Raw genomic sequence first — 26,827 nt, forward strand, 5'->3', positions numbered from 1 at the left:
ATAAAAAACAATAATCAGAGTCCTAACTGCACATCGGTTAGGGCTTTTTTTAATTTATCTGCTCAATATTAAGTAATGAAAAAATCGCTGCTTATCCTGCTCCTGCTAATATCTGCCGCTAAAATTTTTGCGCAAAACTTTACACTGAAATCAGTTTTAAGTTATCCTTTTCCTACACAACTGGTAGCCTCGCCTGTTGGCGCTAAAATAGCCTGGGCCGCAAACGAACAAGGAAAAAGAAATATTTATACTGCTGAAGCGCCAGATTATAAAGCAATAAAAAATACCGGTTATGATGATGATGACGGGCAGGAATTATCCAGTTTATCTATTTCTGCAAATGGTAAATGGATTGTATTTGTACGTGGCGGCGATCACGGTGGCAGAGATGGCGGACCGGTTAACGCAAATTCATCTCCAATTGCACCAAAAATACAGGTGTTTGCAGTGCCTTTTGGTGGTGGAAAAGTTATTGCAATAGGTGAAGGTGATAACCCCGTTATTTCACCAAACAGCGAACAGGTGTTGTTTAGCAAAGCCGGTCAGGTGATGGTTGCCCCGATTGATGGATCGTTTCCGGCAAAAAATCTGTTTTATGCAAAAGGCATTAACATAGGTTACAGATGGTCGCCGGATGGGAAGAAGATTGTCTTTGTATCCAACCGGACCGATCATTCTTTTATAGGAATTTATACCGATCAGCAAACTTCGATACAGTGGCTGTTACCATCTTTTTCAAAAGATAACGCACCAGTCTGGTCACCAGATGGCCATGCGATTGCTTTTATCCGCACGGCAGGAATGGGTATTGAAACGGATTCGATTTTAACGCGAAAACATCAACCCTGGGCTATATGGACAGTTAACGTAAATACCGGAGAAGGAAAACAGATTTGGAAAGCTCCCGAAACAATCAGGGGTTCTTATCCTTCAATTGATGGTGGTACCAATTTGCAATGGGCCGACGGTAAGATAATATTCACTTCATACGAAGATGGCTGGCCGCACTTGTATTCCGTTAATCCTGATGGATCAGGCCGTTTATTGCTTACCCCAGGTAATTTCGTGGTTGAAAATGTTAAACTGAGCAACGATAAAAAAACATTGGTTTTTGCAGCAAACACAGGTAAAGAAACCGATGATTTAGACAGAAGGCATATTTATAAAGTAGCAATAAATAAGGCAAACATGGAGGCATTGAGTTTTGGCAAAGGTATTGAAGCCTATCCGGTAATTTCGGGAGATAACCGTACTTTTTTCTGTCTAAGTTCTACAGCAGAACGGCCGCTTTTACCAGCTGTGTTAAATGATGAAAAGGCAGTTAAACTCATCGGCGAATCACTTGTTCCTAACGATTTCCCCATCAAAGAAATGGTAATTCCAAAGCACGTAAATTTCAAGGCAGCCGATGGTAATATTGTATACGGACAATTGTTTTCTCCCAAAAAAGCAGCTAAAGATAAGCCAGCAATCGTATATGTTCATGGTGGCCCTCAACGGCAAATGTTTTTGGGCTGGAACCCGATGGATTATTATTCCATTGATTATGCTTTAAACCAGTACCTGGTGAATATGGGTTTTACGGTTTTATCTGTAAATTATCGTTTGGGCATTGGCTATGGTTTTGATTTTCATAAACCATTACATGCAGGGGCACAGGGAGCAGCAGAATATCAGGATATAAAGGCAGCAGGCGAATGGTTAGCAAATCAGAAAAACATCAATAAAAATAAAATTGGCATTTATGGAGGTTCGTATGGTGGCTACTTAACTGCGCTCGCGCTTGGAAAAGATTCTAAGTTGTTTGCAGCAGGCGTAGATATCCATGGCGTAAATTATAGGTTTAGCAATCCCGGAGCCGAAGGAAAGGAGCCTGCCCCAGATGCTGCACTAGCCGCAAGGGTAGCCACATCATCATCTCCGGTGAGTTACATTAACACCTGGACATCGCCAACATTGATTATCCATGCCGATGACGACCGCAATGTGGCTTTTAATCAGAGTGTAGATTTGGCCAAAAGGTTTGAAGATAAAAAAATCACGTTCGAATTTTTGGTTATTCCGGATGATACTCACCACTGGATGAAGTTTTCTAACGGTTTAAAGGTGAGTGAGGCAACTGCCGATTTTCTTAAAAGGAAGTTAATGGATAAGAAATAGATTTTACTGTTGCTTTTTTTCTTGCTTGACGCGATCGTCATGCTGATCCGATAGTTATCGGATTTATTTTATTAGCAGTTTTTATTGTTTTAAAGGCCTAATAGCTAATCGTGGTCAGCATTTATCATGACACCAGATAATATTAGAGCCTGTACACATTCATTAAGTCGGTCGTCATGCTGAATTTATTTCAGCATCTTTCCTGCTATTAAGACCCTGGAATGAATCCGATAGCTATCGAGATCAGGGTGATGACACTAATACTAAAATACCTAAAGAATAGTTCTTAAAAGCCACATTATTAATCGAACTCAAGTTAATACATAAACATTGTCTTTTCCGCTCTATGCCGCGAGGGCATGGTACTTTGGAGCGCCAAAGTACCCAAAGCGCTTTGTCAATCCAGCAATGGGCCTTTTGCACAGCCCTACACACATCAAAAAAACAGTGGTACTTCGTTTTGTGTTCAATATTTCTTTAAAATTAAATTATCGTTTAAGAACACAAAACCACTGCGTTTAGGTTTGGCAGTACTATTTGTTCTGTCCTACAACTGTTTTTTTGATTTCTCTGGCCCTTGGGATTGACGGCGTTCTTCGGTAAAAACTGTAATTTATTAAAGCAAGCTTGCAAAACGTATAAAAAACCAAAATCAAAAGATGTGTCCACACGATAGGCGCAGGCGGGAATCTTAAAGCGCTTGCATTACGATTATTCATAAGTTTTCCTTTATTCAACGGCATTCATTAGCACTCCGTGGTTCCCAATCAAGTTGGGAATGACGATCTCGCGCAGCCAACCATTTTGCCAAAAAGATCTATCTTTTATATTGATTTTATGAAATAATTATCCCTCTTTGTGAGAGCAAAAGGCCATTTATATTTGTTATAAAAATTTAAACAGACTCTCAATTGGAGTTAATTTTTTTTAAATTATTATTTTAAGATTAAGTCTATAAGCTGGCTTTAAGCTCTGCTAGCCAACGAATGGATACATGCTTTCATGTCTATTTCTTTTTAATCCTCTTCAAAATCATCAGGCTTAGCGGATTGAAGGAATACCCGCTAATATTATTTTGGAGCATCACTATAGATTGGTCGTAGAAAAGCGGAACAACAGGAGCATAATCCATTACGATCTGATCCATTTTACGGTACAGCTCAAACCTTTTTTCGTTATCGGCTTCGTAATAGCTTTTTTCGAACAACTGATCGAATTCTTTATTGTAAAAAGCGGTGTAATTTGGTCCATAGGGAACTTTGTTTTTTGAGTAGAACATGGAAAGGAAATTCTCTCCATCGCCATAATCGGCCAGCCAGGAACCACGGAAAAAGTTTACACTGTTTTTAGACATTAAATCCCTGAGACTGGCACTTGGACTTACATCTATTTTAGCTTTAATACCTACTGCGGTAAGCTGCCCCTGAATAAATTCGATCAGATCTTTATAAGTTGTAGTGGTGTTTAAGGTGACTTCTCCCATGCCTTTTCCTTCCGGGAAACCAGCTTCCGCTAAAAGTTTGGCAGCAAGTTTTGAGTTATAGGCATATCCTCGAACAGCCAGGCTATCAAAACCAGGCATACCTTTAGGGATAAAACCAGATGTTGCCGCAACACCAATCCCATTTCTTAGGTATTTAATCAATCGGTCACGGTCTATGGCATAATTGATGGCCTGTCTGATTTTTTTTAAGCGCAATGGCGAATTCTTCACAATCGAAAGATTGGTATCAACCAAAATACCAACATACTCAGTACATAGGTACGGGCTTTTGGTTAATGTAAATTTTCCTTTGTATTTCGAGGTCATTTTCCCGCCTTTGGTCAGGATATCATCGCGGTAACTGCCGTCTACGTTATAGTAAAAATCCAGGTCCTTTTTCAGGAAACTCATAAACCCACTTTGTTTATCGGTAATGAAACTGGCTTTCAACGCATCAAGATAGGGTAATACCTTTCCCTTTTCATCTTTTTCAAAATAATGTTCGTTTTTTAAAAGCACTAATATTTCGCCTTCTTTCCAGTATTTAAATCTGAAAGGGCCGGTACCAATTGGATGACTTCTAAAATCTTTACCATAGTGTTCTACAATTTCTTTAGGTACAACAGAACAATATTGGGTGGTCAGCAAACTCATAAAGGGTGGGAAAGGGCGTACCAGTTTAATCTGGAAAGTAGAATCGTTCAGCGCAATAAAATTGCTTTTATCTTTTACCTTATCGCTAAAAATCCACCCACCCGATGAGGCCACTTTTGGATCAATTAACCGGTAAAAACTGTATGCAAAGTCGCTTGCACTTACTTTTCGGCCTTTTCCGTTTTTAAAAATAGGATCGTCATGAAAGTAAACATCGCTGCGCAGGTTAAAAGTATAGGTAAGTGCATCTTCTGAAACCTGCCAGCTTTTAGCTATGCAGGGAAGGGTTTGCAAGGATGAATCGATCTGTACCAAACCATTAAAAATCTGGTTCGTCATCCAGATGGCATTCTGGTTGCGTGCAAAAGCCGGATCAATAGAGGTTAAACCCTGATCGAGGTTGATGTTGAATACTTTTTTGTCATGATGATCAGCATTCTCCTTACATGAAAAGAATAAGATTACACAAAAAAACCAAAATATATACTTAAATGAGCCTCTCATGCGATCAGGAATGTTATTTTTGCACAAATTAATAAATTTAATGCAGATGTCTTTTTTAAACGATTTATTTATTGGCCTCGATGAAGCTAAACAGGAAGAATTGCAGGAACGTTTAGATTTAGTGGAACACAAGATTAAATTTATGGATAAAATGCCTGTAGCCTGTATAGATACCAGTAATTATCCAGGCTATCTGTTGTCAGAAGAAATTGCATTAGCAGGAGGCATGTTAGAAACCGATATTTTAAGTGCTGTTTTTATTATTTATTATCAGCCAGGCAAAACGCTTACCGATTTAATGCGGGAAGTACCTTCGGTATTGGATACCGATTGGCCAGCCGTAAAAAACAACCGGATCATTCTGTTAAACGATGATGTAGAACGCGAGAGAAATGCCGAAAATGCCGTTTCCCTGATAGAAGATATTGCTGAAATGTTGCATCCTGGTTCCTTTATTTTCGGCCATGAAGGCGACAGGTGGATCAGGTTTGGCGCTTAGGATGTGAGATCTGAGACGTTAGATCTGAGATGTGAGACGAAAATTGCAACTTACACCATTCCAACTTTAAGCCTTTCAACACTTATCGGCTAAATATAGTATCTATTAGATGAGAATATCTGACAGTACGAGTATTGCCTGGCCAGATTATGCATCCAAAACCTTCCGCCCCCTCAACCTTCCATCCTTCAAACCTCTCTTATCTGGTATTCCTCTATTTTTCGGTAAAGTGTAGTTAATCCGATTCCCAATAACCTTGAAGTTTCAGTTTTGTTTCCTTTAGTGTGGATAAGAACCTTTTGAATGTGCTGTTTTTCTATTTGTTGCAGGTTATAATCATTCTCTATTGGTGTAAACTCAAAGAATTCGGGTGGGAGAGCTGCAGTACTTAACACATCGCCATCTGATAAAATAACCAAACGCTCGATTACGTTTTTTAACTCACGAATATTTCCTTTCCAACTGTGTCCGCTCAATATGGATAAGATTTTATCATCCATTTTTGGTGCCGATCGATTTACCTTATTGGCAAATTCTTTCAGGTAATATGTTGCCAGTGCAGGGATGTCGGCCTTACGCTCATGTAGTGGAGGCAAGGTGATGGTGAAAACTGAAAGCCGGTAGTAGAGATCAGACCGGAATTTTCCCGATAGTGCATCAGCTTTTAAATCTTTATTGGTAGCTGCTAAAATCCGAACATTTACCTGTTGTGTTTGGGTATCGCCTACTTTGATAAAAGTCTGACTTTCCAGAACACGCAACAATTTTGCCTGTAAATCGAGGTTCATCTCGCCGATTTCATCCAGCAGCAAAGTACCACCATTCGCTTCTTCCAACAATCCTTTTTTGTCTTTATTGGCACCTGTGAAAGCCCCGGCTTTATATCCGAATAATTCGCTTTCCAATAAATCCGGACTAAAACCGCTGCAATTTAAGGCAACAAATGGTTTTGCGGCCCTTGGGCTTTCGTAATGGATTGATTGTGCAAAAACTTCTTTTCCTGTTCCGGTTTCACCAAGCAATAAAACGGTCGTATCGGTTGTACTTACTTTTTTTGCCAGATCAATGGCTTCCTTTAACGTTTTAGATTGACCGATAATCGTATCAAAGCTATGTTTCCTGGTGATTTTGTTTTCGAGATCGGAAACCCTGCGCTGGAGATTTGATTTATCCATCGCTTTATATAAAAGTGGAATAATTTTCTCGTTATCGTCGCCTTTTACGAGATAATCAAATGCTCCATTTTTAATCGCCAGAACACCATCGGCAATGGTACCATAAGCAGTAAGGTTAATAATCTCTACGTAGGGTTTTATGGCTTTGATATCTTTAACCAGCGCAACACCGTTAACATCGGGAAGCTTTACATCACTGATGACAATACTAACATCATTACTTTTTAAAAGCTTCAGTCCTTCTTTTCCGGTATTAGCCTGTAAGGTTTTAAAACCTTCGAGCTCTATAATCCTGGAAAGTAAACTGCAAATTTTCTTTTCATCATCAATGATGAGGACCATCCCATTCATAGGTTAATTTTATGCTGCAATATTAACAATAAATATACCGAATAATTAACAATTGTATTAATTGGACTCTTTAGTCTTAGTTCGGAAGTCAACCAATCAATCTGAGATAAAGAATAACTTTTCAATATGGTAAAAAGCTTTTCAAAATGGTAGGATTTTGTTCATGCTTACCGAAATGTGATCTGTTTATTTAAATTTTTACATTGATAATCAGTGTTTTATTTTTCTGTTCTCCGCCCGGGTACCGCTTTTGATGATTGGCAGATATGAAATTTTATTAAAATGAACAATTCAATAATTTTTGTCAGGGTTGCAACCAGCGCAGATGCAAAATATGCAGATGAAATTGTAGCAGAAACACAAAACTCAGCATTGTTAAGAGGTTCTGGCATTGCGAAAAGAACGCCGGCTTGCGTTGTCGAAAAAATTAATGCCGGGAAAGCCGTTATCGCAGTAACTGCCGGTGGCGAATGGGTTGGTTTTTCTTATTTTGAAAGCTGGCAAAAAAATACCTTCATCTCCAACTCAGGATTAATTGTTGCTCCTAAATTCAGAAACTCAGGGGTTGCCAAAAGTATTAAAAACCGGATTTTCAGCCTCTCCCGTCGTTTGTATCCAGAAGCCAAAATATTCAGTATTACCTCTGGCGCAGCAATTATGAAAATGAATAGTCAACTGGGCTTCGAGCCTGTAACCTTCGCACAGATTACCCAGGATACTGCCTTCTGGGAAGGTTGCAAAAGCTGTGTGAACTATGCTATCCTCGAAAGCAAAAATAGAAGTAACTGTTTATGCACAGCCATGCTGTTCAGTCCCGAATACATCGATCAGATTATCGCAAGTGCCGAAAATACCCTGCAATTGAAACAAAACCACAGCCTTAAAAGCATTTAATACACCGCTATGAATACTGTAGAAAAACAACTGATCAGTTGTCCTGATTTAAACCAATTGTACAACGAAGCGATAGAACTTTTGTCTGCTTTAATCACCATACCATCTTTTAGTGGTACAGAGCAGGGTACTGCCAATGAAATAGAAGCTTATCTGGCTAAATATGGCATTAATACCATCCGCAAAAACAATAATGTATGGTGCTACAATAAATATTTCGACCATGCAAAACCGACTATTCTGCTCAATTCGCACCATGATACGGTAAAGCCGAATGAGCAATATACATTAAATCCCTTCCAGGCCACTATCTACGACGAAAAAATACATGGCTTAGGCAGTAACGATGCGGGCGCTTCCCTGGTATCGCTTATCTCCACCTTTATTTATTTTTATGAATCGACTGATCTTGCTTTTAATTTATGTTTGGCAGCCACCGGAGAAGAGGAAAATTCGGGTTTAAATGGCATCAGGAGTATTTTGGATGACCTTAAACCCATTTCTTTTGCCATAGTTGGCGAGCCAACAGGTATGCAAATGGCTATTGCCGAAAAAGGCTCGATGGTAATTGATTGTGTAGCCAAAGGCCGGTCAGGACATGCCGCAAGAGACGAAGGCGACAACGCTATTTACAAAGCCATCAGGGATATCGATTGGTTTTCACATTTTCAGTTTCCGATTGAAGACCATTTACCAGCTCCGGTAAAAATGACTATTACAGAAATACATGCAGGTTTGCAGCATAATATTATACCTGGCGAATGCCATTTTACGGTAGATATCCGTTTCGATCATAATTATACCCCACGGGAGATCCTGAATGTCATCATCAACCATACCTTGTGCAGTTTTAACGTTCGTCCTAATGTGCTTAATCCTTCAAACATCGACGTTTTACATCCGTTGGTAGTGGCAGGACAAAAGCTAGGCAGAAAAACCTATATTTCGCCTACCAGTTCGGATCAGGGCTGGCTGACAATGCCTTCTGTAAAAATGGGGCCTGGAGAATCGGCCAGATCACATACTGCAGATGAGTTTGTACTGATTGAAGAAATTGAAGAAGGGATAAGCCTTTACATCCGTCTGCTCGAATCTGTTTTTAAAGGATTGTAAATCGGAGAAACGCCATTTTTTGTACCTTTTTCGTTTCGGAGGCACTAAAGTAAAAGCTTTTTGAGCATATTTGAATTTCGCAAAACAAATAATATGTTCAAAAGATTAACTGCCATATTCACACTATGTTTACCGGTAATGTTCTGTGCGGCGCAACAAGTTCGCCCGGCAAAATCTTCAGAGATTTATAGAGAACTCAAAACCTTAAAACACCTGCCTAAGGTTTTATATTTAGCGGCCCATCCTGATGATGAAAATACAGGTTTACTTTCGTGGTTAATTAACGATCAAAATGTAGAGACAGCTTATTTATCACTTACCAGGGGAGATGGCGGGCAAAATCTTTTGGGTACCGAACAAGGTGCGGCATTGGGTCTGATCAGAACACACGAACTTTTAGAAGCCCGTAGATTAGATGGTGCGCAACAATTTTTCACCAGGGCAATTGATTTTGGTTTTTCTAAGAATACCAATGATACTTTTAAACAGTGGGATGCCGATAGCATTACTGCAGATGTGGTTTGGGTGATCAGAAAATTCAGACCCGATGTGATTATCTGCCGTTTCCCGCCAACTGCTGCTGCAGGGCACGGACAGCACGCAGCTTCTGCAGTTGTTGCCGAAAAAGCATTTAAGGCTGCTGCCGATAAAAATATGTTTCCTAATCAGCTGAAGTATGTTTCTGTTTGGCAGCCAAAAAGACTATTATGGAACACCTTTAGGTTTGGTTCGGTTAATACAACCGCAGAAAATCAATTAAAGGCAACTGTTGGACAGTATGATGCCCAGTTGGGCATGGGTTATGGCGAGTTGGCCGGTTTAAGCCGAAGTCTGCATAAAAGCCAGGGAGCCGGAACACAATCGGTGGCCGGTGTACGTTCTGAATATTTTACCAATGTTTTAGGCGATCCAGCTAAGAGAACTCTTTTTGATGGGTTAAACATGAACTGGTCAGATAAAGGTATAGCCGATATTGATGAACTGATTGATATTGTTTTGTTATCTTTTAATTACAACCAGCCTGATAAAAGCCTGCATGGGCTGTTGATGCTTAGAAAGAAAATTGCAGAATTACAGGATGTAGCCTTGAGAAAAGATAAACTGGCTGCTATCGATCACATCATTTTAAGCAGTGCAGGTTTTATGGGTGAGGTGGTCACAAACCAGCCTGAAGCTATAGCAGGCAATGGATATAATTTCCGTTTAAATTTAATTTCGAGATCAGCCACTCCGGTAACGTTAGAACGTGTAAACTGGTTAAACCAAACGGATAACCTGAACAGGAATCTGTCTAACGATTCGCTGATCACCATTGAACGTAAAATTCAGATTCCAGTCGATGCAGCACTTACCGAGCCTTATTGGTTGGCAAAACCAGCAAAAGATGCTGCGACTTTCAGTGTTGCCAACGATACCTTAATCGGATTACCAGAAATGCAATCGCCTATCAATGTGTTATTGTCACTAAAGATTGAAAATGAAAAATTTGAGATCAAACTTCCCTTATCTTATAAAAAATTAGATCCTGTTAAAGGTGATGTGGTAGAAGCCCTGCGGATTATTCCACCACTTGATTTGAGTTTTGCCGAGCCTGTTTATTTCGCTAAAGAAAAAGAAGCGTTAAGTGTAACACTCCGTTTAAAAGCAAACAAAAATATTAACTATGGTAAGGTGAGTTTTAAGATCGGTAACCAGGTTGTGAAAACCTTCCAGGGGATCAATTTGCCAGAAAATACCATCACCACCAAAGATTTTCTGATCCCGGTTGAGGATCTGGCCAAAATAAAAACCAGTCAGAATAAGCTTGAAGCGGTTTTCTCATCAGAAGCGAATGAATATTCTAAAGGACAGATATTAATTCAGTATCCGCATTTGCCAACCCTACAGTATTTTGTTCCGGCAACAACCTGGTTGATTAAGGGAGATGTAAAGGTATTGGCAAAAAAAGTTGGATATATTGAAGGGGCAGGAGACCTGATTCCCGAGTTTTTAAGACAGGCGGGTTTACAGGTTGATGTACTTACAGAAGTGGATATCCTAAGCCCTGCAAAACTGGCCACTTACGATGCTGTGGTAACAGGTGTCAGGGTGATCAATACCGAAAAAAGGATTAAAAACTGGCAAACTGCTTTGCGTAGTTATGTAGAAAATGGCGGAACCATTGTAATGCAGTATAATACCACACAGGACATGGCCTTACAGGATTTCGGGATTTATCCATTCTCGATTAGTGGCAAGAGGGTCACCGAAGAAAATGCGGAGGTTAAATTCTTGAATCCTAACCATAAACTTTTAAATTATCCGAATAAAATCACTGCCGAGGATTTTAAAGGCTGGGTGCAGGAGCGTGGAGCTTATTTCCCTGATAAATGGGATGCCAAATATGAACCCCTTTTTGAGATGCACGATACCGGTGAAGAGCCGCTTCAAGGATCTACCTTGTATGCAAAATATGGCAAGGGAAATTTCATTTATACGCCTCTGGCATTTTTTAGACAATTGCCCGCCGGAAATGTTGGCGCAGCCAGGTTGTTCTTTAATTTTTTATCGGCCGGGAAATAGAAGATAACTAAAAGCCGCAAACAATGAAAATTGGTTTCTTTTATTTAAATTTGATATATGGACACTATGCGAATTAACATATTAAACCCAAAAGCTACTAAGTTATTGAAAGACTTAGCTGCTTTAAAGCTTATTGCTATTCAAGATGTTTCCAAAAATGGATTTGCAGAGGTATTGAAAAAACTACGCTCCAAATCTCAAACCATCCCTACATTCGAAGAAATAACAAATGAAGTAGAGTTGGTTAGAGCTAAACGTTATGCGAAATCTGAAAAGTAGGATCATTCTAGATATTAATCTTTGGATTAGCTTTCTAATCTCAAAAGATTTTTCCAGGCTTGATGAAATAATTTTCTCGAAAAAGAGCATTTTAATCTTTAGCCAAGAACTATTAGAAGAATTTCTTGAAGTTGTTAAGCGCCCAAAGTTTAGGCGTTATTTTGCTCAAACAGACATTGAAGAATTACTTGAAACTATAGATGAATATGGAGAATTCATTGTAGTCAAATCTAGAATTGAAATTTGTCGGGATGCAAAGGACAATTTTTTACTTTCACTCGCAGTTGATGGGAAAGCTGACTTCTTATTAACTGGAGATCAGGATTTATTGATGATAGAAAAGATCGGCAATACAAATATTAAAACAATTTCATCATTTTTTGAAGATGAGGTTAACAAAATATAACGGATCAGAACTTTTGAATGTCGTTGTTGTTTTGTGATCTGATTTTTCAGAATGTTGTCCTTAAAAATGAAAAATCAATTCAAAAACTGGAATAACTGGTATATCCTTTTGGCACTTGCGCTGGTATTTCAGATTGTATTTTATTACCTGTTTACTAAATTCTGGGCATGAGTAATATCGATTGGGCTGTACTGATATTTACTTTACTTGCTGTGGTAACCTATGGCGTTTTTATTGGTCGCGGGCAGAAAAGCAATGCATCCTATTTAAAGGCCGATAATAAAATGCCATGGTACATTGTGCTATTAGGGATTATGGCTACACAGGCTAGTGCCATTACTTTTTTATCAGCGCCTGGTCAGGCCTATACTGATGGGATGCGCTTCGTGCAATATTATTTTGGACTGCCTTTGGCGATGATTGTAATCTGCATTACTTTCATCCCGATTTTTCAACGGTTAAATGTATATACAGCCTACGAATATCTGGAGAACCGTTTTGATAAAAAAACAAGGGTGTTAACGTCATTGTTATTTTTATTCTCGCGTGGATTATCAACCGGTATTAGTATTTATGCACCAAGTATTATCCTCTCGAGCGTTTTAAACTGGAATATTTACCTAACCAATATCCTCACAGGCGGCATTTTATTAATTTATACCTATGTAGGTGGCGCAAAAGCAATTGCACATACACAAAAACTACAGTTTTTGATTATCCTGGGTACCATGGCCTTCGCCGGATACCTTTTGGTGCAGCATATGCCTAATGGAATCGGATTTAAAGATGCACTTTACCTGGCCGGAAAATCGGGTAAGTTGAATGTAATTACCACAGATTTCGACTGGAAGGATAAATACAATATCTGGAGTGGTTTAATTGGAGGGTTTTTTCTCGCACTTTCTTACTTCGGCACAGATCAGAGCCAGGTGGGAAGATACATTACCGCGAAGGACAATACCAATGCTAAAATGGGATTACTGTTGAATGGACTGGTTAAAATACCGATGCAGTTTGCTATCCTCTTAATCGGTGCGTTATTATTTGCTTTCTTCTCATTAAAGCCGGCACCGATTTATTTCAATGAGCGTTCCTACCAGTATTTAAAAGAAACTCAGCCTCAGCAAGCTGCAGCTTTCGAGAAAGAACACGATGCATTAGCGCAGAAATTTAACCAGCAATCAAAAAATATTCTTGAAGAAAAGGAAAAGCAATCACCATCGCTAAATTCTTCGATAGAAAATTTTAAATCAACGCAAAAACAGGTGAAAGAACTGCATGGCAGGGTAGAAGAGGCCATCAACAAATCGAATTATAATGCAGAGAAAACCGATACTAATTATATCTTTTTATACTTTGTAAAAAATACCCTTCCGGTTGGGATGATCGGCCTGCTTTTCGCCGTCATATTTTTGGCCAGTTGGGGCTCTATTTCAGCTGCGTTAAATTCGCTGGCTGCCTGTTCTTTAAAAGATATACACCTCATTTTTGTTAAAAAAGAAGTAGACGACGAAACCGAACTGAAATATAGCCGTTTGCATACATTAGCCTGGGGCATTTTTTCAATAGCTGTTGCCATGTTTGCTACACAAATGGGTTCGCTAATCGAAGCTGTTAATGTACTGGGTTCACTTTTCTACGGACCAATTCTTGGTATTTTTTTAGTGGCATTTTATTTTAAAAAGATAAACGGACCAATCGTATTTATTTCGGCTATCTTATCCGAAATTGCCGTTGTCGCTGTCTATGAGTTTGATATTGTTTCCTTCCTCTGGCTCAATGTAATCGGTGCAGCAACCGTGATTATGTTCTCGATAATTGGCCTCTTGTTTGCTAACCCCAAAACCATAGCCGACAGATAAAGTTAATTTTTACGTGCAACAGATATTGAATTGCCGAGTACAAGCCTAAAATGTAATACCTTTATTTTCGACAAAATAGATAACGCTAAATATGAACGAAGCTTGGGTTGATCGGTGAAATGACCGATACAGTACTGATGAGTTTGCTTATGGCGAACAACCGAATAACTATTTAAAAGAGCAGTTGGTGCAACTCGAGACCGGAACAATACTTTTTCCGGCAGAAGGCGAAGGCAGAAATGCTGTTTTTGCAGCTAAACTCGGTTGGGAGGTTTCGGCCTTTGATATCAGTATTGAAGGAAAGAACAAAGCACTTCAACTCGCAGAAAACAATAACGTTAGCATTGATTACCAGGTGGGCGAACTTCGGGAACTGGACTATAAAGCTGAACAGTTTGATGCCATTGCCTTAATTTATGCTCACTTTCCATCGGCAATCAAATCAACCTACCACAAAACACTAAGCAATTATTTACGCGAGGGCGGATTACTTATTTTCGAAGCTTTTAGCAAGCAACATCTTGATTATCTTGCCAAAAATGAAAAAGTTGGCGGACCAAAAGAAATTGATATGTTATTCTCAATAGAGGAAATAAGAACTGATTTCGAAAATTATGAGATTATTGTACTGGAAGAAAAAGAAGTTGAACTGAAGGAGGGTGTGTTTCATAACGGCCTGGGCTCAGTAATCAGATTTGTTGGAAGAAAGAAATAATACAGCTAAATCTATAACGCAGAGACAGTAAATTTTTGCTGAATTTTTTTCGACACTAGCATTATAGTTTTTATCAACCTAAAGCCATAAATTCGTAAAATCAAAAACAACAAAAACAGATAAATATAATTCTATGAAAACGATGATTAAATCAATCGCGTTGCTATTTACAGCAATTACCGTTTCTGTAAGTGCAATGGCACAAGATGCTCAGCCTAAACCAAGTCCTGCAGCAACTGCAACAGGAAAAGTTAAAGGTGCAACCATTACCATTAACTACAGCAGTCCGGCAGTAAAAGGACGTAAAATCTGGGGCGGTTTAGAAGCCTTTGATAAAGTATGGCGTGCAGGTGCAAACGAGGCGACTACTTTCGAAACCGATAAAGATATCGTGGTAGAAGGTAAACCTTTGGCGGCAGGAAAATACAGCTTCTTTTTAATCCCTAAAGAAAGCGGAACCTGGACAGCTATTTTTAACAAAGAACCAAAACAATGGGGTGCTTACAAATACGAAGAAGCTAAAGATGCTTTGCGTGTTGATGTTAAAACCAAAGCCTTAAAAGCTACACAAGAGCGTTTAGTTTATAAAATTACCAAAAGCGGATTTGCTTTGGAATGGGATAAAATTTCTGTTCCGGTTACTATAAAGTAATAAAATAAAATTATTAAGAGCCGTCCATGTTTACATTGGGACGGCTTTTTTATGCGTTATTTTTTTGGAAATGACCGTGCAGTAATTCTTGGTAGTTTGCAGTCCCGCCATTCGCTATAGTCCCGATGAAAAATCGGGAGCTGCCGCTGCTGTCGGGTTTAGAAACAAAGGTTTGTGCACCCTGCAACCTAACAAATGAAATACTGCTGTTGCCACTTAGCCCCGGTTGAAGCGTTTACCCTGCAGCAACGAGGTACGAGACAGCGAAGCGTAAAAGCAAAAAACGGGAAGCAACTTCTTATGCTATACAGGCCTTGCGCTCCAAAATAAAAAAATCATATTTGGTTAAAGCTTTTTCTAATGTTAGTCGGGATTTGCAATCCCGTGTTAAGCGCTTAGGATTTATAATCCTGACAAACAGTTAAAACTTGTAGAACTAACATGAGGGGGCGGGATTACAAATCCAGACCAACAACTTCTGTAAAGAACCTAACACATAATATCAACTTCATGTTAAAATGTTATTTTAGGCCGATTTAAAACCACACATTATAATGAAGTTCCCTATTAAACTACTGACTTTATTACCGCTTCTTTCATTAAACGTTTTAGCACAACAAAAATCACAGATGTTTTCCGTTAAAACGGCAAAGCCTGTAGATCAGGTAAACGTGTTTTTAGGATCTTCTGCCGATCATGGGCAGATGTCGCCGGCTGCATCGGCTCCTTTTAGCATGTTGAGCATTGGTCCGCAGACTTATCCCAAAACACATACCGGTTACGAATATCTCGCTAAGAAATTTGAAGGTTTTACACACAACCGTTTCGAAGGCGTAGGCTGTCAGGGTTCGGGTGGTAATATTTTCATCAAACCATTTTTAGGCAGTGATCCGGCGAAGTCGGAGCTGATTAAGATTGAAGAAAAAGCTAGTCCGGGATACTATGAAGTTGGTTTTGAAAATAAAATTAAAGCCAGTTTTACCGTATTGGGCAAAGCCGGGAAGCATGCCTATCAATTTCCAAAAGGCAATAAAGGTTTTTATCTCGATTTGGGGTATGCTTTTAATGGTGCTTTTGTAGCCGAATCGCACGAGGTAAATGGTAATGCCCTAAGTGGATGGATTACCTCGAAAACAACTTGTGGAGCAGGTAAATATAAGTTGTTTTACTATATGGAAATTGGCGATAATGTATCGTGGAAAGTAGTAGATGATCATAAAATGATGGCCATGCTCAAAGGAGAACTGACCTCAGTGGGAATCAACATTGCACTTTCGTCGGTAAGTGTCGAGGCTGCAAAAGCGTCTCTCAATAAAAATCCGTTCAATGCTGTAAAAGAACAAAGCAAAGCTGATTGGAATACAAATCTTTCTAAAATTGCTGTAAATGGCGACCTGGAAAGTGCAAGGTTATTCTACTCACTTTTATATCGTACCATGCAGTCGCCTTATGTGATTTCTGAGGCCGACGGAACCTACCGCAATACAAAAGGCGAAATTCAGAAAGATAAAGAAATCCGCTACAATGGCTGGGCCATCTGGGATAATTACCGGACGCAATTACCTTTGCTTTCGTTAATTGAACAAGATAGGTATGCCGGAATGGTGAGTTCTATTGCCGATCTGTATAACTCAGGTAAAAAAGATTATGCCGGTCAGAATGAGCCATCAAATACGGTACGCTCTGAACATGCTATAGTGGTTTTGCTCGATGCCTATCGAAAAGGTTATCCGGTAGATTTTAATAAGATTGCTGATTCGCTAGTGAAAGAAGTAAATGGTCTGGATTATAAATCGCCGGATAAAGCTTTAGAATCGAGTTACGATAACTGGGCTTTAGCAGAAATCTTTAAGATTTTAAAGAATAAAGAAAAATCAGGTTTTTATCTCAATAAAGCACTTGAATACAAGAAATATTGGAATAAGGACTTTAAAGACATGGCCAAAAATGATGTTGACCGTATGCAAGCCCGTGGTTTATATCAGGGTACCATTTGGCAATACCGATGGTTTGTGCCTTACGATTTTAAAGGATTGATTGACCTGGACGGGGGAGAGGAATCTTATCTGGCAAAACTGGATGAATTTTTTGCCCGCGATTTATACAACCATGCCAATGAACCCGATTTGCAGGTGCCATTGATGTATAATGTAACCAAGTCTGGTTATAAATCGCAGTATTGGATGCATCAATTGGCAGCTGATACGGTAATCCAAAATTATTTTAACGATAACAGCCGCGGAATCGGTAGTTATATCGGTAAAATTTACAGAAACCAGCCAGATGCTTATTTGCGTACGATGGATGATGATGCTGGTGCGATGAGTGCATGGTATGTATTTGCTGCAAGTGGTTTTTCTCCTGCCTGCGTAGGCTGGCCGATTTATTATTTAAATGTGCCTTTATTTCCATCTTTAAGCTATAACCTGCCAAAAGGGAAAACTTTTACCATCGAAACTGAAAATTTTAGCTTGAAAAACAAATATATTAAGGCTGTTTTTCTTAACGGAAAGCCTTTTAAAAAGAACTTTATCACCCAGGAAGATATTAATTCAGGAGGGGTGTTGAAAATCGTTGCTTCGGCTGTTCCGGTTAAAATTTCGGATACCGAAAACTGGATTTCGGATCTTGAAAAATAATTTAAAAAATTAACACAAAACGACAAACTAATTCTGCATATTTCTGTTGTTAATAGTATAAATTCAAGATCATGGCACCTTTAAAATTAAGCGAAGAACAAAATGCAACACTAGGCAACAAAAGCACCTTAGAACAAGTTAATGAACAGCCTTTAGAACTTCATCCCGAAGCGTATAAAGTAAAAGGCCCATCACCTGACAAGATGAAGACGGTATCGTCATCATTAAGGAACTATGCTCACGGTTTGTACGGATTGTTGTAAAAAACGCCTCCCAAAAATCTCATCATACCAGATTATATAAAGCAGCCAGGATTTAATAAACCTGGCTGCTTTTTTATTGATTTGAAAGAAGTCAAGTTTTTAAAACTTGACTTCTTTGGATACAATTCCTACCTTACCCTTATGAAACAAAGCGCCGGAATATTGCTCTTCAGAAGAAAAGATCAACAGGTAGAATTTTTCCTGGTTCACCCTGGCGGACCGTTCTTTGCGAAAAAAGATCTTGGCTTTTGGACAGTGCCCAAAGGAGAATTAAATGAAGATGAAGAAGCTTTAACGGCTGCCATCCGTGAGTTTAAAGAGGAAACAGGCCAAAATTTAGCCGGCGACTTCATCGAACTAATGCCTATTGTACAAAAGGGAGGTAAAAAAGTATTGTGCTGGGCAGTAGAGGGAGAACTTGATCCCTCAACAATTGTCAGCAATACCTTCGAAATAGAATGGCCGCCAAGATCGGGTAAAAGGCAAAGTTTTGCCGAAATAGATAAAGCCCAGTGGTTTGCCTATTCCGATGCGGTTAAATACGTTAATGAAAAGCAAATTGCTTTACTTGATGAATTAAAATCCAAACTAAGCCGTTAATTCAAAATGTGAAATTTCCTTTTCGGCACCGTTAATGATCATCGAAATCTGGTGGTCGCCCAGATGAAATTTACGTGTGGTAATCAGCACAAATTTTTGTTTTCTGATGATATTTATTGTTGCACCAGCAGGGTAAACTCTCTCCGAAATTTTATACACTTTTTTGGTGTTGTGCCCATTTTGTTTTTTGTAGTAAATAGCGTATTCCAGTCTCACTTTTTGCTCAGTTGGATTCTCATTCAGAACAGAAAACGAAAATTCCAGGCTTTCGCCAATTTTGATCTGAGGCGTTAAGATTTTGAAATCTTTTAATAAAATTCCTGCATCATCTAAACCATAATGTTTAAGGATATCGGCATGGCCTTGTTTAAGTAATGTACGGCTGCCATGTTTAATAATGGCATCTGTTTCGACACTCAAACCCGACCAGTTTTTCGCAATGTTTAAAACAACCTGGGGATGATCTTTTGCAATATCATTTAAGCTATTGGCAACACTCCGTCTTACATATTCTGATGGATCTGTTTTAAGATTTTCTAGTATAGGTAAAATGGATGTAGGGTCTTTTTTCAGAAAGGGGATTCCCATAGCCCAGGGTAATCGCGGACGGCTGCCTTCGCTGGCTAATCTTCTCACTTTATGGCTTTCGTGCAGCGACCATTGCTGCATCCTTAAGATCATCTGATTTTCGTACTTTAATATAAAAGGACGCACCGCAAATTCGCAGCTTACAAACTGGGTTACAAATTCGAGGGCCTCCACAGAGACTTCGAAATCATCAATGCCATAGGTTTCGATATAATCAGGTAAAAACATATACGCCAGGCCATCCTCTCCGATTCCCTGGATCCTTAATTGTGTAATTGTTTTTTTGATCAGCCCGATACTTTGTGGATAATCTTCGGGTAAAAAACCATGCAAAACCTTCGAGGTATGTTTCATCCGCTCTTTAAGTTCCTTTGATTCAAATTCAGGAATAAAAATCACTTTGATAAATTTTCCCTTATCAAATTTTGGAATGCTAAACGCTAAGGCATTGCTTAAACGATCATAAAAAGTAGGAGAGTATAAATCTTTCAGTAGGCTGGCCATATTTGCGAATTGCTTTTATGCTATCAAATTTTATTTGCGACTAATTTACTAATTTTGTTAGTATTTTAATGCTCCGAACTCGAAATAAATCATTTGCAGTAGTATTTTTACCAACTGCTAAATAATTTCAGCTTTTTCTTTACCACATTTGTTTATCATAAAAACAACGATATGAACACAACAAAAATAGGTTGGATTGGCTTGGGCAATATGGGGATCCCAATGGCGGAACAATTGATAAAAGCTGATTATGCAGTTACCGTTTATAACAGAAGTAAGGATAAAGAAACTGCTTTGAAAGAAATCGGCGCATCAATTGCCGAAACACCTAAAAATCTGGTTAGCCAAACAGAGGTAGTTATATTAATGGTATCTGATGATGCTGCAATTAAACAGATTTTTAACGGACCGGAAGGCCTTTTTAGCGCAGAAATTTCAGGTAAAATCGTGATCAATATGAGTACTGTTTCTCCTGCTATTTCAAAAGAAATGGACACGCTGTGTAAAGAAAAAGGAGCACAATATTTAGATGCACCGGTTTCAGGAAGTGTAAAACAAGCAGAAACAGGACAATTGGTGATTATGGTGGGTGGAGATGAGACTGCTTTCGGACAGGTAAAACCCATACTCGAAAAAATGGGTAAAATGGCAGTACGCCTGGGCGATACAGGTGCAGGTAATGTGGCTAAACTGGCCATTAATTCACTATTGGCTTTGTATACCCAGGGTTTGGCTGAAACCGTAGTATTTGCCAATCAGCAAGGAATTGAAACTGAAGACCTGCTTAATCTGCTCAATAATGGCGCTATAGCCAACATCTTCACCAAAATTAAAGGTGATGCCATTATAGCCGATAATTATAAGCCTACTTTTGCCCTTAAACATATTGTAAAAGATTTAAACCTGGCCAAAGCAATCGGACTTGATTCACCTTTGGCCAAAACCGCATTAAATACTTTTGAGGCAGCAACCGCCAAATATGGAGAGGAAGATTTGATTGCCGTAATTAAGCAGGTTAAAGAGTAGAAAAGGTTTATAAATTTTGTCATCCTGAGCCTGTCGAAGGACAATTTTTTTGTTTTTGGAGTTGCTACATTTTTCGACAATTAAAGGTCTTCGACAGGCTCAGACTGACAACACTTCTGCTTAACTTAATGATATTATTCTATTGGTTGGTGTCACACCGACAGAAATAGATAGGTTATATGTAGTAAAAACTATTTACTCGTTATTAGCATTAGGAAATGAATGGTCTATTGTTTTTGGAGGATTTCAGCCCCGCTTTCGCTTATAGTCCTCGCTGCGCTCCGGGCTATCCGCTCCAATCGGGTTTAGAAACCAGGGTTTGTGCACCCTACAACCCAACAGTTGAAATGCTGCTGTGGACACCTAGCCCCGGTTGCAGCGTTACCCTGCAGCAACGAGGAACGAGGCAGCGAAGCGTAAAAGCGTAAAACGGGAAGAAACTTGATTTTTTGTACCGGTCTTGCGCTCAAAATAATAATATATTTCTTTTTAGAAAGAAAAACCTTACTATCTCTTTAATTTATTTTTATTTAAAGTGCTTTAAATGAGTTTTTAATAAAAAAAATAAAAATAAAAAACCTAATATTTGTATCGTACGAAAAATATCGTACCTTTAAAATATGAAAAGTAATCAAACTGAAAATAATCTGCCTGAACCTACCAAAGCTGAATTAGAAATTCTTCAGGTGTTATGGGAGTTTGGCCCATCTACAGTTCGGTTTGTAAACGATAAATTGAACGAGCAACGGGAGGTAAATTATACCTCAACCCTAAAACAGATGCAGATCTTAACCGAAAAGGGGATATTAAAACGTGATGAAAGCCAAATGAAACACATTTATATTCCTGTTGAGGCTGAAGAAAAAACAAAAGTGCAGTTGTTGGATCGTTTCGTAAATACATTGTACAAAGGTTCTGCGTCGCAGTTGATGATGCAGCTTTTGGGGAATGAGAAAACATCAAAAAAGGAAATCGAAGAGATTAAGCGGCTATTGGATAGCATGGAATAATTAATAGTTACAGATTCTAAAGAACCACAAAGATGGAATTTAAGTTAATTAACCTTTTACCTGAAAACTGGCTGCATGCCCTTGGTGCAACATTATTCCACTCGTTATGGCTAGGTGTAATATTGGCTTTGCTGGCCGGTTTAGTTATGTTTACTACCCGAAAGGCAAGTGCTTCAACACGCTATAACTTACTCACTATTTGTTTGATGTTTTTCGTTGTGGCAATTTTTTTCAGTTTTTACAAGGAACTGCAAAAGCCTGCAGGTACTACGGTTATAATTAATCTGTCCAATGGAACTGTTAATACGCCTATAATCGCAAACGTTCAGCTCGACATGTATTCGAGCCTCAACAAAATTCTTTTTTTATGGAATGCTTATGCTTATCAGATTGTATTGATATGGTTTTTAATTATATGTGCGAAAAGCATTCAGTTAATGGTGGGTTTAAATGGTGTATGCCATTTACGCAAACATAAAACCTATGCTGCTGGTAAAAAATGGGATGAAAAATTAGCTGTACTGGCCGAAAAACTGGGTTTAAGTCAACCTGTTAAAATCATGCAATCGGGTATTGCGCAAGCGCCAATGGTGGTAGGACACTTCAAGCCTTTAATTCTAATTCCATTAGGTTTACTTAACGGCTTATCAAACGCCGAGGTTGAGGCGATTCTTTCTCACGAACTGGCCCATATTAAACGTAAAGATTACCTGGTAAACATATTACAAAGTTTTATTGAAATCGTTTTCTTCTTTAACCCGGCGGTACTCTGGGTATCACAATTAATAAAAACAGAACGCGAACATTGCTGTGATGATTTGGCCATTGCCTGTGTAAGCGATCGCAAAAATTACGTTCAGGCCCTCATATTCTGTCAGGAGTTTAAGCAGCGTGCACCTGCTTACGCCATGGCGATAACGGGCAAGAAAGGTAGCCTGCTACATCGTGCAAGCAGGATGTTATTCAACACTAATTCAACTTTAAACAAAATGGAAAAAACAATATTAACCATCGCCCTGGTATCGGTAGTGGTTTGCAGTGCCGCCTTTAAAAGCGTTGGCCATGCAAAAACAGTTACCAGAAAAGAAATATCCACTTCAATACAGGTTTTACAGGATACAACGAAAAAATCTAAACCTGTTGAAGGGAAATCTGCCGATCAATTGGAAAAGGAGATCAATGCAAAATTGGACAGTCAACTGAAAAAGCTGAATGAAAAGCAACAACAAACGAAAGAAGATATAAAGGCAATACAAGCAGATGAAAAAGCCAGATTAGATGATGAAAAGGCAAGGCTGGACGATGTAAAACAGGCCAGGGAAGACGCTAAGCAAGCTGTTATTGATGCTAAGCAAGCCGAACTGGACCGTAAGCAGGCTATTGCCGATGCTAAACAAGCTGCTGAAGATGCAAAAGAATACAGGAAATGGGCAAAAGAATATAAATCGAAAGGTTATGGAATAATACAAACGGCACCTCGTCCACCAAAGGCGCCAAAAGCACCGAAAGCTGCAGTTGCTGTGCCGGCAGTTCCTGCTGTACCTGCTACACCTGCAAGCGCTCCAACTCCTCCGACGCCGCCAACTCCACCTGTTTATAGCGAAAACGGCAGTACCAGAACCAGTTCACAGCGTACCGTTACCTCAAAAACCGTAACCAATGGTGACGGACATGATTATACCAACGATATCAATCGGGAATTGATGAAAGACGGCATTATTACCAGTACCAGTAAGTTGTCGTACAAACTCAATAAAGATGAATTGATGGTAAACGGTGTAAAACAAAATACCGACGTTCAGAAAAAATACAGAAAGAGGTTTTTGAAAAATGATAACCATTCGCTGATGTATAACTTCCTGATCGAAAATAACAAAAACTAATTTTCTAAAAGCGCTAATCCAATTCACATCATGAAATTTACTCTCATGGCTTTGTTAGCCGTATGGATGAATATTGCCCTAACTTTTGCTCAAGCCCAAACCCCTCCATCCAGAATTTACGGCCGTGTATTGGATGCCGAAGGAAAAAATATAGAGTTTGCTACCGTCGCCGTGCTTAAAGATTCAGTATTGTTAAAAACTACCTTTACCGAAAAAGACGGGGGGTTTAGTTTCGATAAGTTGGCTTACGGAAAATACCTTATTAAAATATCGGTGGTTGGATCGCCCATATACCAAACTGATACATTGGTGCTGGCTGCCAGCCAGGAGATTATTGCATTGCCAGATATTAAGATCAAAGCTGGAGTAACTAATTTAAAGGAGGTGAATATTTCGGGACAAAAAGCTTTTGTAGAGCGGAAAATAGATCGTACTGTTGTTAATGTTGATGCTTTGATTTCAAATGCAGGCACAACTGCGCTGGATGTACTGAGCAAATCGCCTGGTGTAAATGTGGATCAGAACGGAACAATTTCGTTAAAAGGTAAAAACGGGGTAGCCATCTTTATTGATGATAAACCAACTTATTTATCAGGTGCCGATCTGGAGAGTTATTTGCGTTCTTTGCCTTCTTCTTCGCTTGATCAGATTGAACTGATGACTAATCCACCTGCCAAGTACGATGCGGCCGGGAACGGCGGCGTAATTAACATCAAAACCAAAAAAAACAAAACCGCCGGGTTTAACGGAGGCATTAATCTGAGTTTAAATCAAGGCGAGCTAACGCGGTCGAACAATAGTTTCAACTTTAATTACCGTAAGGATAAAATCAATGTTTTTGGAAATTTAAGTTATAACCTCAACAACAGTTTTACCGATCTCGACCTGAACCGGAAATATAAAAATGAGGATGGTAGTGCCAAATCCTACTTTAATCAGAATTCTTATTTCCGCAGGAATGGCAATACTTTTAATTTGAAAACCGGACTTGATTATTATGCAACAGACCGCACAACATGGGGGATAGTACTTACCGGCATGAACAGGATTTCGAAGCAGGTGAACAATAATACCAGTAATCTATCAAATGCATCAATGCAGTTGGATTCGGTAATCAGGGCTGAAAATATCGATCAGATTAAGTATCAAAATGCAGGTGTAAATTTAAATTACAGGCATAAATTTAAACAGGCAGGACGAGAATTAACCTTTGATGCGGACTATCTGCTCTACAAAAATAAAACCGATCAAACGTATTACAACTTCAGTTACCTGCCTGGTGGAGCCTTAAAATACCAGGATATTTTAACCGGTAATCTGCCTGCAAATATTGATATTTATACGGCTAAAATGGATTATTCGCATCCACTTAAAAATAAATGGAAACTGGATGCAGGTGCTAAAACCGCCTACACCAAAACCGATAACATTGCCGATTACTTTAATACGGCAAACGGAAAAACCAGTGCCGATTACGAAAAGAGCAATCACTTTTTGTATGAGGAGAATATCAATGCGGTTTACCTGAACATGAGCAGGGAAGGGAAGCGTTTTTCGCTCCAGGCCGGCTTAAGGTATGAAAACACGGTTTCTAACGGGCATCAATTAGGCAATCTGATCAAACCCGATTCGAGTTTTAAAAGAACCTATAACAGTTTATTTCCAACGGTTTATTTTTCTTATAAACTGGATACTGCCGGAAATAATGAGTTGGGCTTAAATTATGGACGAAGGATCGATCGTCCGTATTACCAGGATCTGAACCCATTTTTCTCTCCATTGGATAAATTTACTTATTATGTTGGAAATCCATTCCTAAAGCCATCATTTACACAAAGTTTAGAGCTTTCGCACACCTATAAAAATAAAATTACCACCACTTTAGGTTACGGCTGGGTGAGGGATGAGGTGAACGAGACCATAGAGATTGTAGATGGTACCTATTACAGCAGGCCAGCTAATGTGGGCAAAACCACGATAGCCAATATTTCGGTAAATGCAGAGATCGACCTTACTAAATGGGTTAAACTGAATGCCTATGTGGAGTATGCAAAAATAGTTTCGAAAACAGATTTTTATACCGGCTTTCTGGTTACCAATGGAAGTTATTTAAAGACAAGTCCAAATTTACAGTTCAAAATCACTCCAACATGGAATGCTGAGGTCAATATGCGTTATCAAAGTAAACTATCTAACGTACAGTTTTTTTTGGGCGAAGTACATGAGTTTGGTGCAGCGGTACAGAAAAAACTTTCATCAAAAAGCACGTTGAAATTAACCGCTAACGATATTTTCAGAACCCGTGTTTATAATGGTATAATCAATAACCTGGCAAATACAGAAGCAAACTGGGTTAACCGTCAGGATTCGAGATCGGTTGTGGTGAGTTATAGTTACCGTTTTGGTAAGACTTTTTCTACACCTGCTAAGCATGAGTCTTCTGGTGCGGATGCAGAAAAGAACAGGGTGAAGAATTAGTAAACGTGGTTCTTGTCTACAAGAACAATAGTGAGTAGAAAGCAGTTGGTTTAGTTTAGTCGTCATCCCAATCCGATAGCTAGCTATCGGATGGAGTGCAGCGTTATGGATCTGCTGCGATTTGTACCAGTTTCATATTGTTTTGACCACCTAAGCCACCTGAGGGCAGCTAAGTTTATTTCGGAAAATAAGACAAATCTAGGGCAATCAATTTCCGTGTTTTCGAGTCTCCGTGGCAAAAAAAGAATGGTTCGTGGGGATACGAAACATGGCTGCAGAGGATTGTAAAACCAATTTTTCATTGGTGTTTTTTGGAAAGCAATGTCTGTGGTGCTTAGGTTCCGCTAGTCCCGCCCTTTGCTTAATTCCGTAAAGGACAGAATAACGCTGTCGGTCGGGTTTATTTCACCCTGGACAGTAGTACTGTTCAAGCCATTTAAACCCGATCTGAGCGAGATGCCGATTTCTTCAATCGGCAGAAGCGGGAGCGGGACTGTTTTTGCCAAAGAACTTCTGTAATTGCTTTT

General features: G+C 39.1%; 20 protein-coding genes. 17 read left to right on the forward strand and 3 right to left on the reverse strand.

Features of this window, described 5'->3' with window-relative positions:
• Nucleotides 1-75 precede the first annotated feature (75 nt).
• On the forward strand, nucleotides 76-2,160 hold the full coding sequence (locus BCL90_RS01465; protein ID WP_121282189.1) for a S9 family peptidase: 2,085 nt from the start codon (nucleotides 76-78) through the stop codon (nucleotides 2,158-2,160).
• Between the two features lie 1,006 nt (nucleotides 2,161-3,166).
• Here the strand turns inward: BCL90_RS01465 and BCL90_RS01475 are convergent.
• The gene (locus BCL90_RS01475) at nucleotides 3,167-4,801 is read right to left on the reverse strand and encodes an ABC transporter substrate-binding protein (protein WP_121282191.1); all 1,635 of its coding nucleotides are present in this window, start codon (nucleotides 4,799-4,801) and stop codon (nucleotides 3,167-3,169) included.
• 46 nt (nucleotides 4,802-4,847) lie between these two features.
• Between BCL90_RS01475 and BCL90_RS01480 the strand changes: the two genes are divergently transcribed.
• Nucleotides 4,848-5,300, forward strand: a complete 453-nt coding sequence (locus tag BCL90_RS01480) for a substrate-binding domain-containing protein (RefSeq protein WP_121283414.1) — start codon at nucleotides 4,848-4,850, stop codon at nucleotides 5,298-5,300.
• 188 nt (nucleotides 5,301-5,488) lie between these two features.
• Here BCL90_RS01480 and BCL90_RS01485 read toward each other — a convergent pair whose 3' ends face one another.
• Nucleotides 5,489-6,826 (reverse strand): sigma-54-dependent transcriptional regulator, encoded by a 1,338-nt coding sequence (locus BCL90_RS01485; protein WP_121282192.1) that lies wholly within the window; start codon nucleotides 6,824-6,826, stop codon nucleotides 5,489-5,491.
• A gap of 282 nt (nucleotides 6,827-7,108) precedes the next feature.
• Here BCL90_RS01485 and BCL90_RS01490 point away from each other — a divergent pair, with 282 nt between their 5' ends.
• The 11 genes from BCL90_RS01490 to BCL90_RS01540 all read left to right on the forward strand — a co-directional run bounded on the left by BCL90_RS01490 (nucleotide 7,109) and on the right by BCL90_RS01540 (nucleotide 18,811).
• Nucleotides 7,109-7,720 (forward strand): N-acetyltransferase, encoded by a 612-nt coding sequence (locus BCL90_RS01490; RefSeq protein ID WP_208529826.1) that lies wholly within the window; start codon nucleotides 7,109-7,111, stop codon nucleotides 7,718-7,720.
• Between the two features lie 9 nt (nucleotides 7,721-7,729).
• The gene (locus tag BCL90_RS01495; protein WP_121282193.1) at nucleotides 7,730-8,833 is read left to right on the forward strand and encodes a M20/M25/M40 family metallo-hydrolase; all 1,104 of its coding nucleotides are present in this window, start codon (nucleotides 7,730-7,732) and stop codon (nucleotides 8,831-8,833) included.
• Nucleotides 8,834-8,926: 93 nt separating this feature from the next.
• Nucleotides 8,927-11,395 (forward strand): PIG-L family deacetylase, encoded by a 2,469-nt coding sequence (locus tag BCL90_RS01500; protein WP_121282194.1) that lies wholly within the window; start codon nucleotides 8,927-8,929, stop codon nucleotides 11,393-11,395.
• 57 nt (nucleotides 11,396-11,452) lie between these two features.
• The gene (locus tag BCL90_RS01505; RefSeq protein ID WP_121282195.1) at nucleotides 11,453-11,674 is read left to right on the forward strand and encodes a hypothetical protein; all 222 of its coding nucleotides are present in this window, start codon (nucleotides 11,453-11,455) and stop codon (nucleotides 11,672-11,674) included.
• Complete coding sequence (locus tag BCL90_RS01510; protein WP_121282196.1) at nucleotides 11,655-12,080, forward strand: putative toxin-antitoxin system toxin component, PIN family; 426 nt, start codon at nucleotides 11,655-11,657, stop codon at nucleotides 12,078-12,080. Before BCL90_RS01505 ends, BCL90_RS01510 begins: the two co-directional genes overlap by 20 nt.
• A gap of 167 nt (nucleotides 12,081-12,247) precedes the next feature.
• Nucleotides 12,248-13,942, forward strand: coding sequence for a sodium:solute symporter family transporter (locus BCL90_RS01515; protein ID WP_121282197.1), 1,695 nt, complete (start codon nucleotides 12,248-12,250; stop codon nucleotides 13,940-13,942).
• 187 nt (nucleotides 13,943-14,129) lie between these two features.
• Nucleotides 14,130-14,657: a class I SAM-dependent methyltransferase gene (locus tag BCL90_RS01520; RefSeq protein ID WP_244095027.1), complete on the forward strand. Its 528-nt coding sequence runs from the start codon at nucleotides 14,130-14,132 to the stop codon at nucleotides 14,655-14,657.
• A gap of 133 nt (nucleotides 14,658-14,790) precedes the next feature.
• Nucleotides 14,791-15,309 carry a DUF2911 domain-containing protein gene (locus tag BCL90_RS01525; protein WP_121282198.1) on the forward strand — a complete coding sequence of 173 codons (519 nt, stop codon included), beginning with the start codon at nucleotides 14,791-14,793 and terminating at the stop codon, nucleotides 15,307-15,309.
• Between the two features lie 554 nt (nucleotides 15,310-15,863).
• Entirely contained in the window at nucleotides 15,864-17,948 is a 2,085-nt protein-coding gene (locus BCL90_RS01530; protein ID WP_121282199.1) for a glycoside hydrolase domain-containing protein, read from the forward strand.
• 71 nt (nucleotides 17,949-18,019) lie between these two features.
• Nucleotides 18,020-18,211: a hypothetical protein gene (locus BCL90_RS01535; protein ID WP_113947856.1), complete on the forward strand. Its 192-nt coding sequence runs from the start codon at nucleotides 18,020-18,022 to the stop codon at nucleotides 18,209-18,211.
• 141 nt (nucleotides 18,212-18,352) lie between these two features.
• Nucleotides 18,353-18,811, forward strand: a complete 459-nt coding sequence (locus BCL90_RS01540; protein WP_121282200.1) for an NUDIX domain-containing protein — start codon at nucleotides 18,353-18,355, stop codon at nucleotides 18,809-18,811.
• Here the strand turns inward: BCL90_RS01540 and BCL90_RS01545 are convergent.
• On the reverse strand, nucleotides 18,800-19,903 hold the full coding sequence (locus BCL90_RS01545) for a DNA alkylation repair protein (protein ID WP_121282201.1): 1,104 nt from the start codon (nucleotides 19,901-19,903) through the stop codon (nucleotides 18,800-18,802). The two genes, BCL90_RS01540 and BCL90_RS01545, sit on opposite strands and share 12 nt — an antisense overlap.
• Before the next feature lie 171 nt (nucleotides 19,904-20,074).
• Between BCL90_RS01545 and BCL90_RS01550 the strand changes: the two genes are divergently transcribed.
• From BCL90_RS01550 to BCL90_RS01565, 4 genes are all read left to right on the forward strand, one after another.
• Nucleotides 20,075-20,929 carry an NAD(P)-dependent oxidoreductase gene (locus tag BCL90_RS01550; protein ID WP_121282202.1) on the forward strand — a complete coding sequence of 285 codons (855 nt, stop codon included), beginning with the start codon at nucleotides 20,075-20,077 and terminating at the stop codon, nucleotides 20,927-20,929.
• 620 nt (nucleotides 20,930-21,549) lie between these two features.
• On the forward strand, nucleotides 21,550-21,939 hold the full coding sequence (locus BCL90_RS01555; RefSeq protein ID WP_121282203.1) for a BlaI/MecI/CopY family transcriptional regulator: 390 nt from the start codon (nucleotides 21,550-21,552) through the stop codon (nucleotides 21,937-21,939).
• Between the two features lie 32 nt (nucleotides 21,940-21,971).
• Nucleotides 21,972-23,822 carry a M56 family metallopeptidase gene (locus tag BCL90_RS01560; RefSeq protein ID WP_121282204.1) on the forward strand — a complete coding sequence of 617 codons (1,851 nt, stop codon included), beginning with the start codon at nucleotides 21,972-21,974 and terminating at the stop codon, nucleotides 23,820-23,822.
• 30 nt (nucleotides 23,823-23,852) lie between these two features.
• Nucleotides 23,853-26,300: an outer membrane beta-barrel protein gene (locus BCL90_RS01565; RefSeq protein WP_121282205.1), complete on the forward strand. Its 2,448-nt coding sequence runs from the start codon at nucleotides 23,853-23,855 to the stop codon at nucleotides 26,298-26,300.
• Nucleotides 26,301-26,827 lie beyond the last annotated feature (527 nt).

The organism is Pedobacter alluvionis, from assembly GCF_003664035.1.
Lineage (GTDB): Bacteria > Bacteroidota > Bacteroidia > Sphingobacteriales > Sphingobacteriaceae > Pedobacter > Pedobacter alluvionis.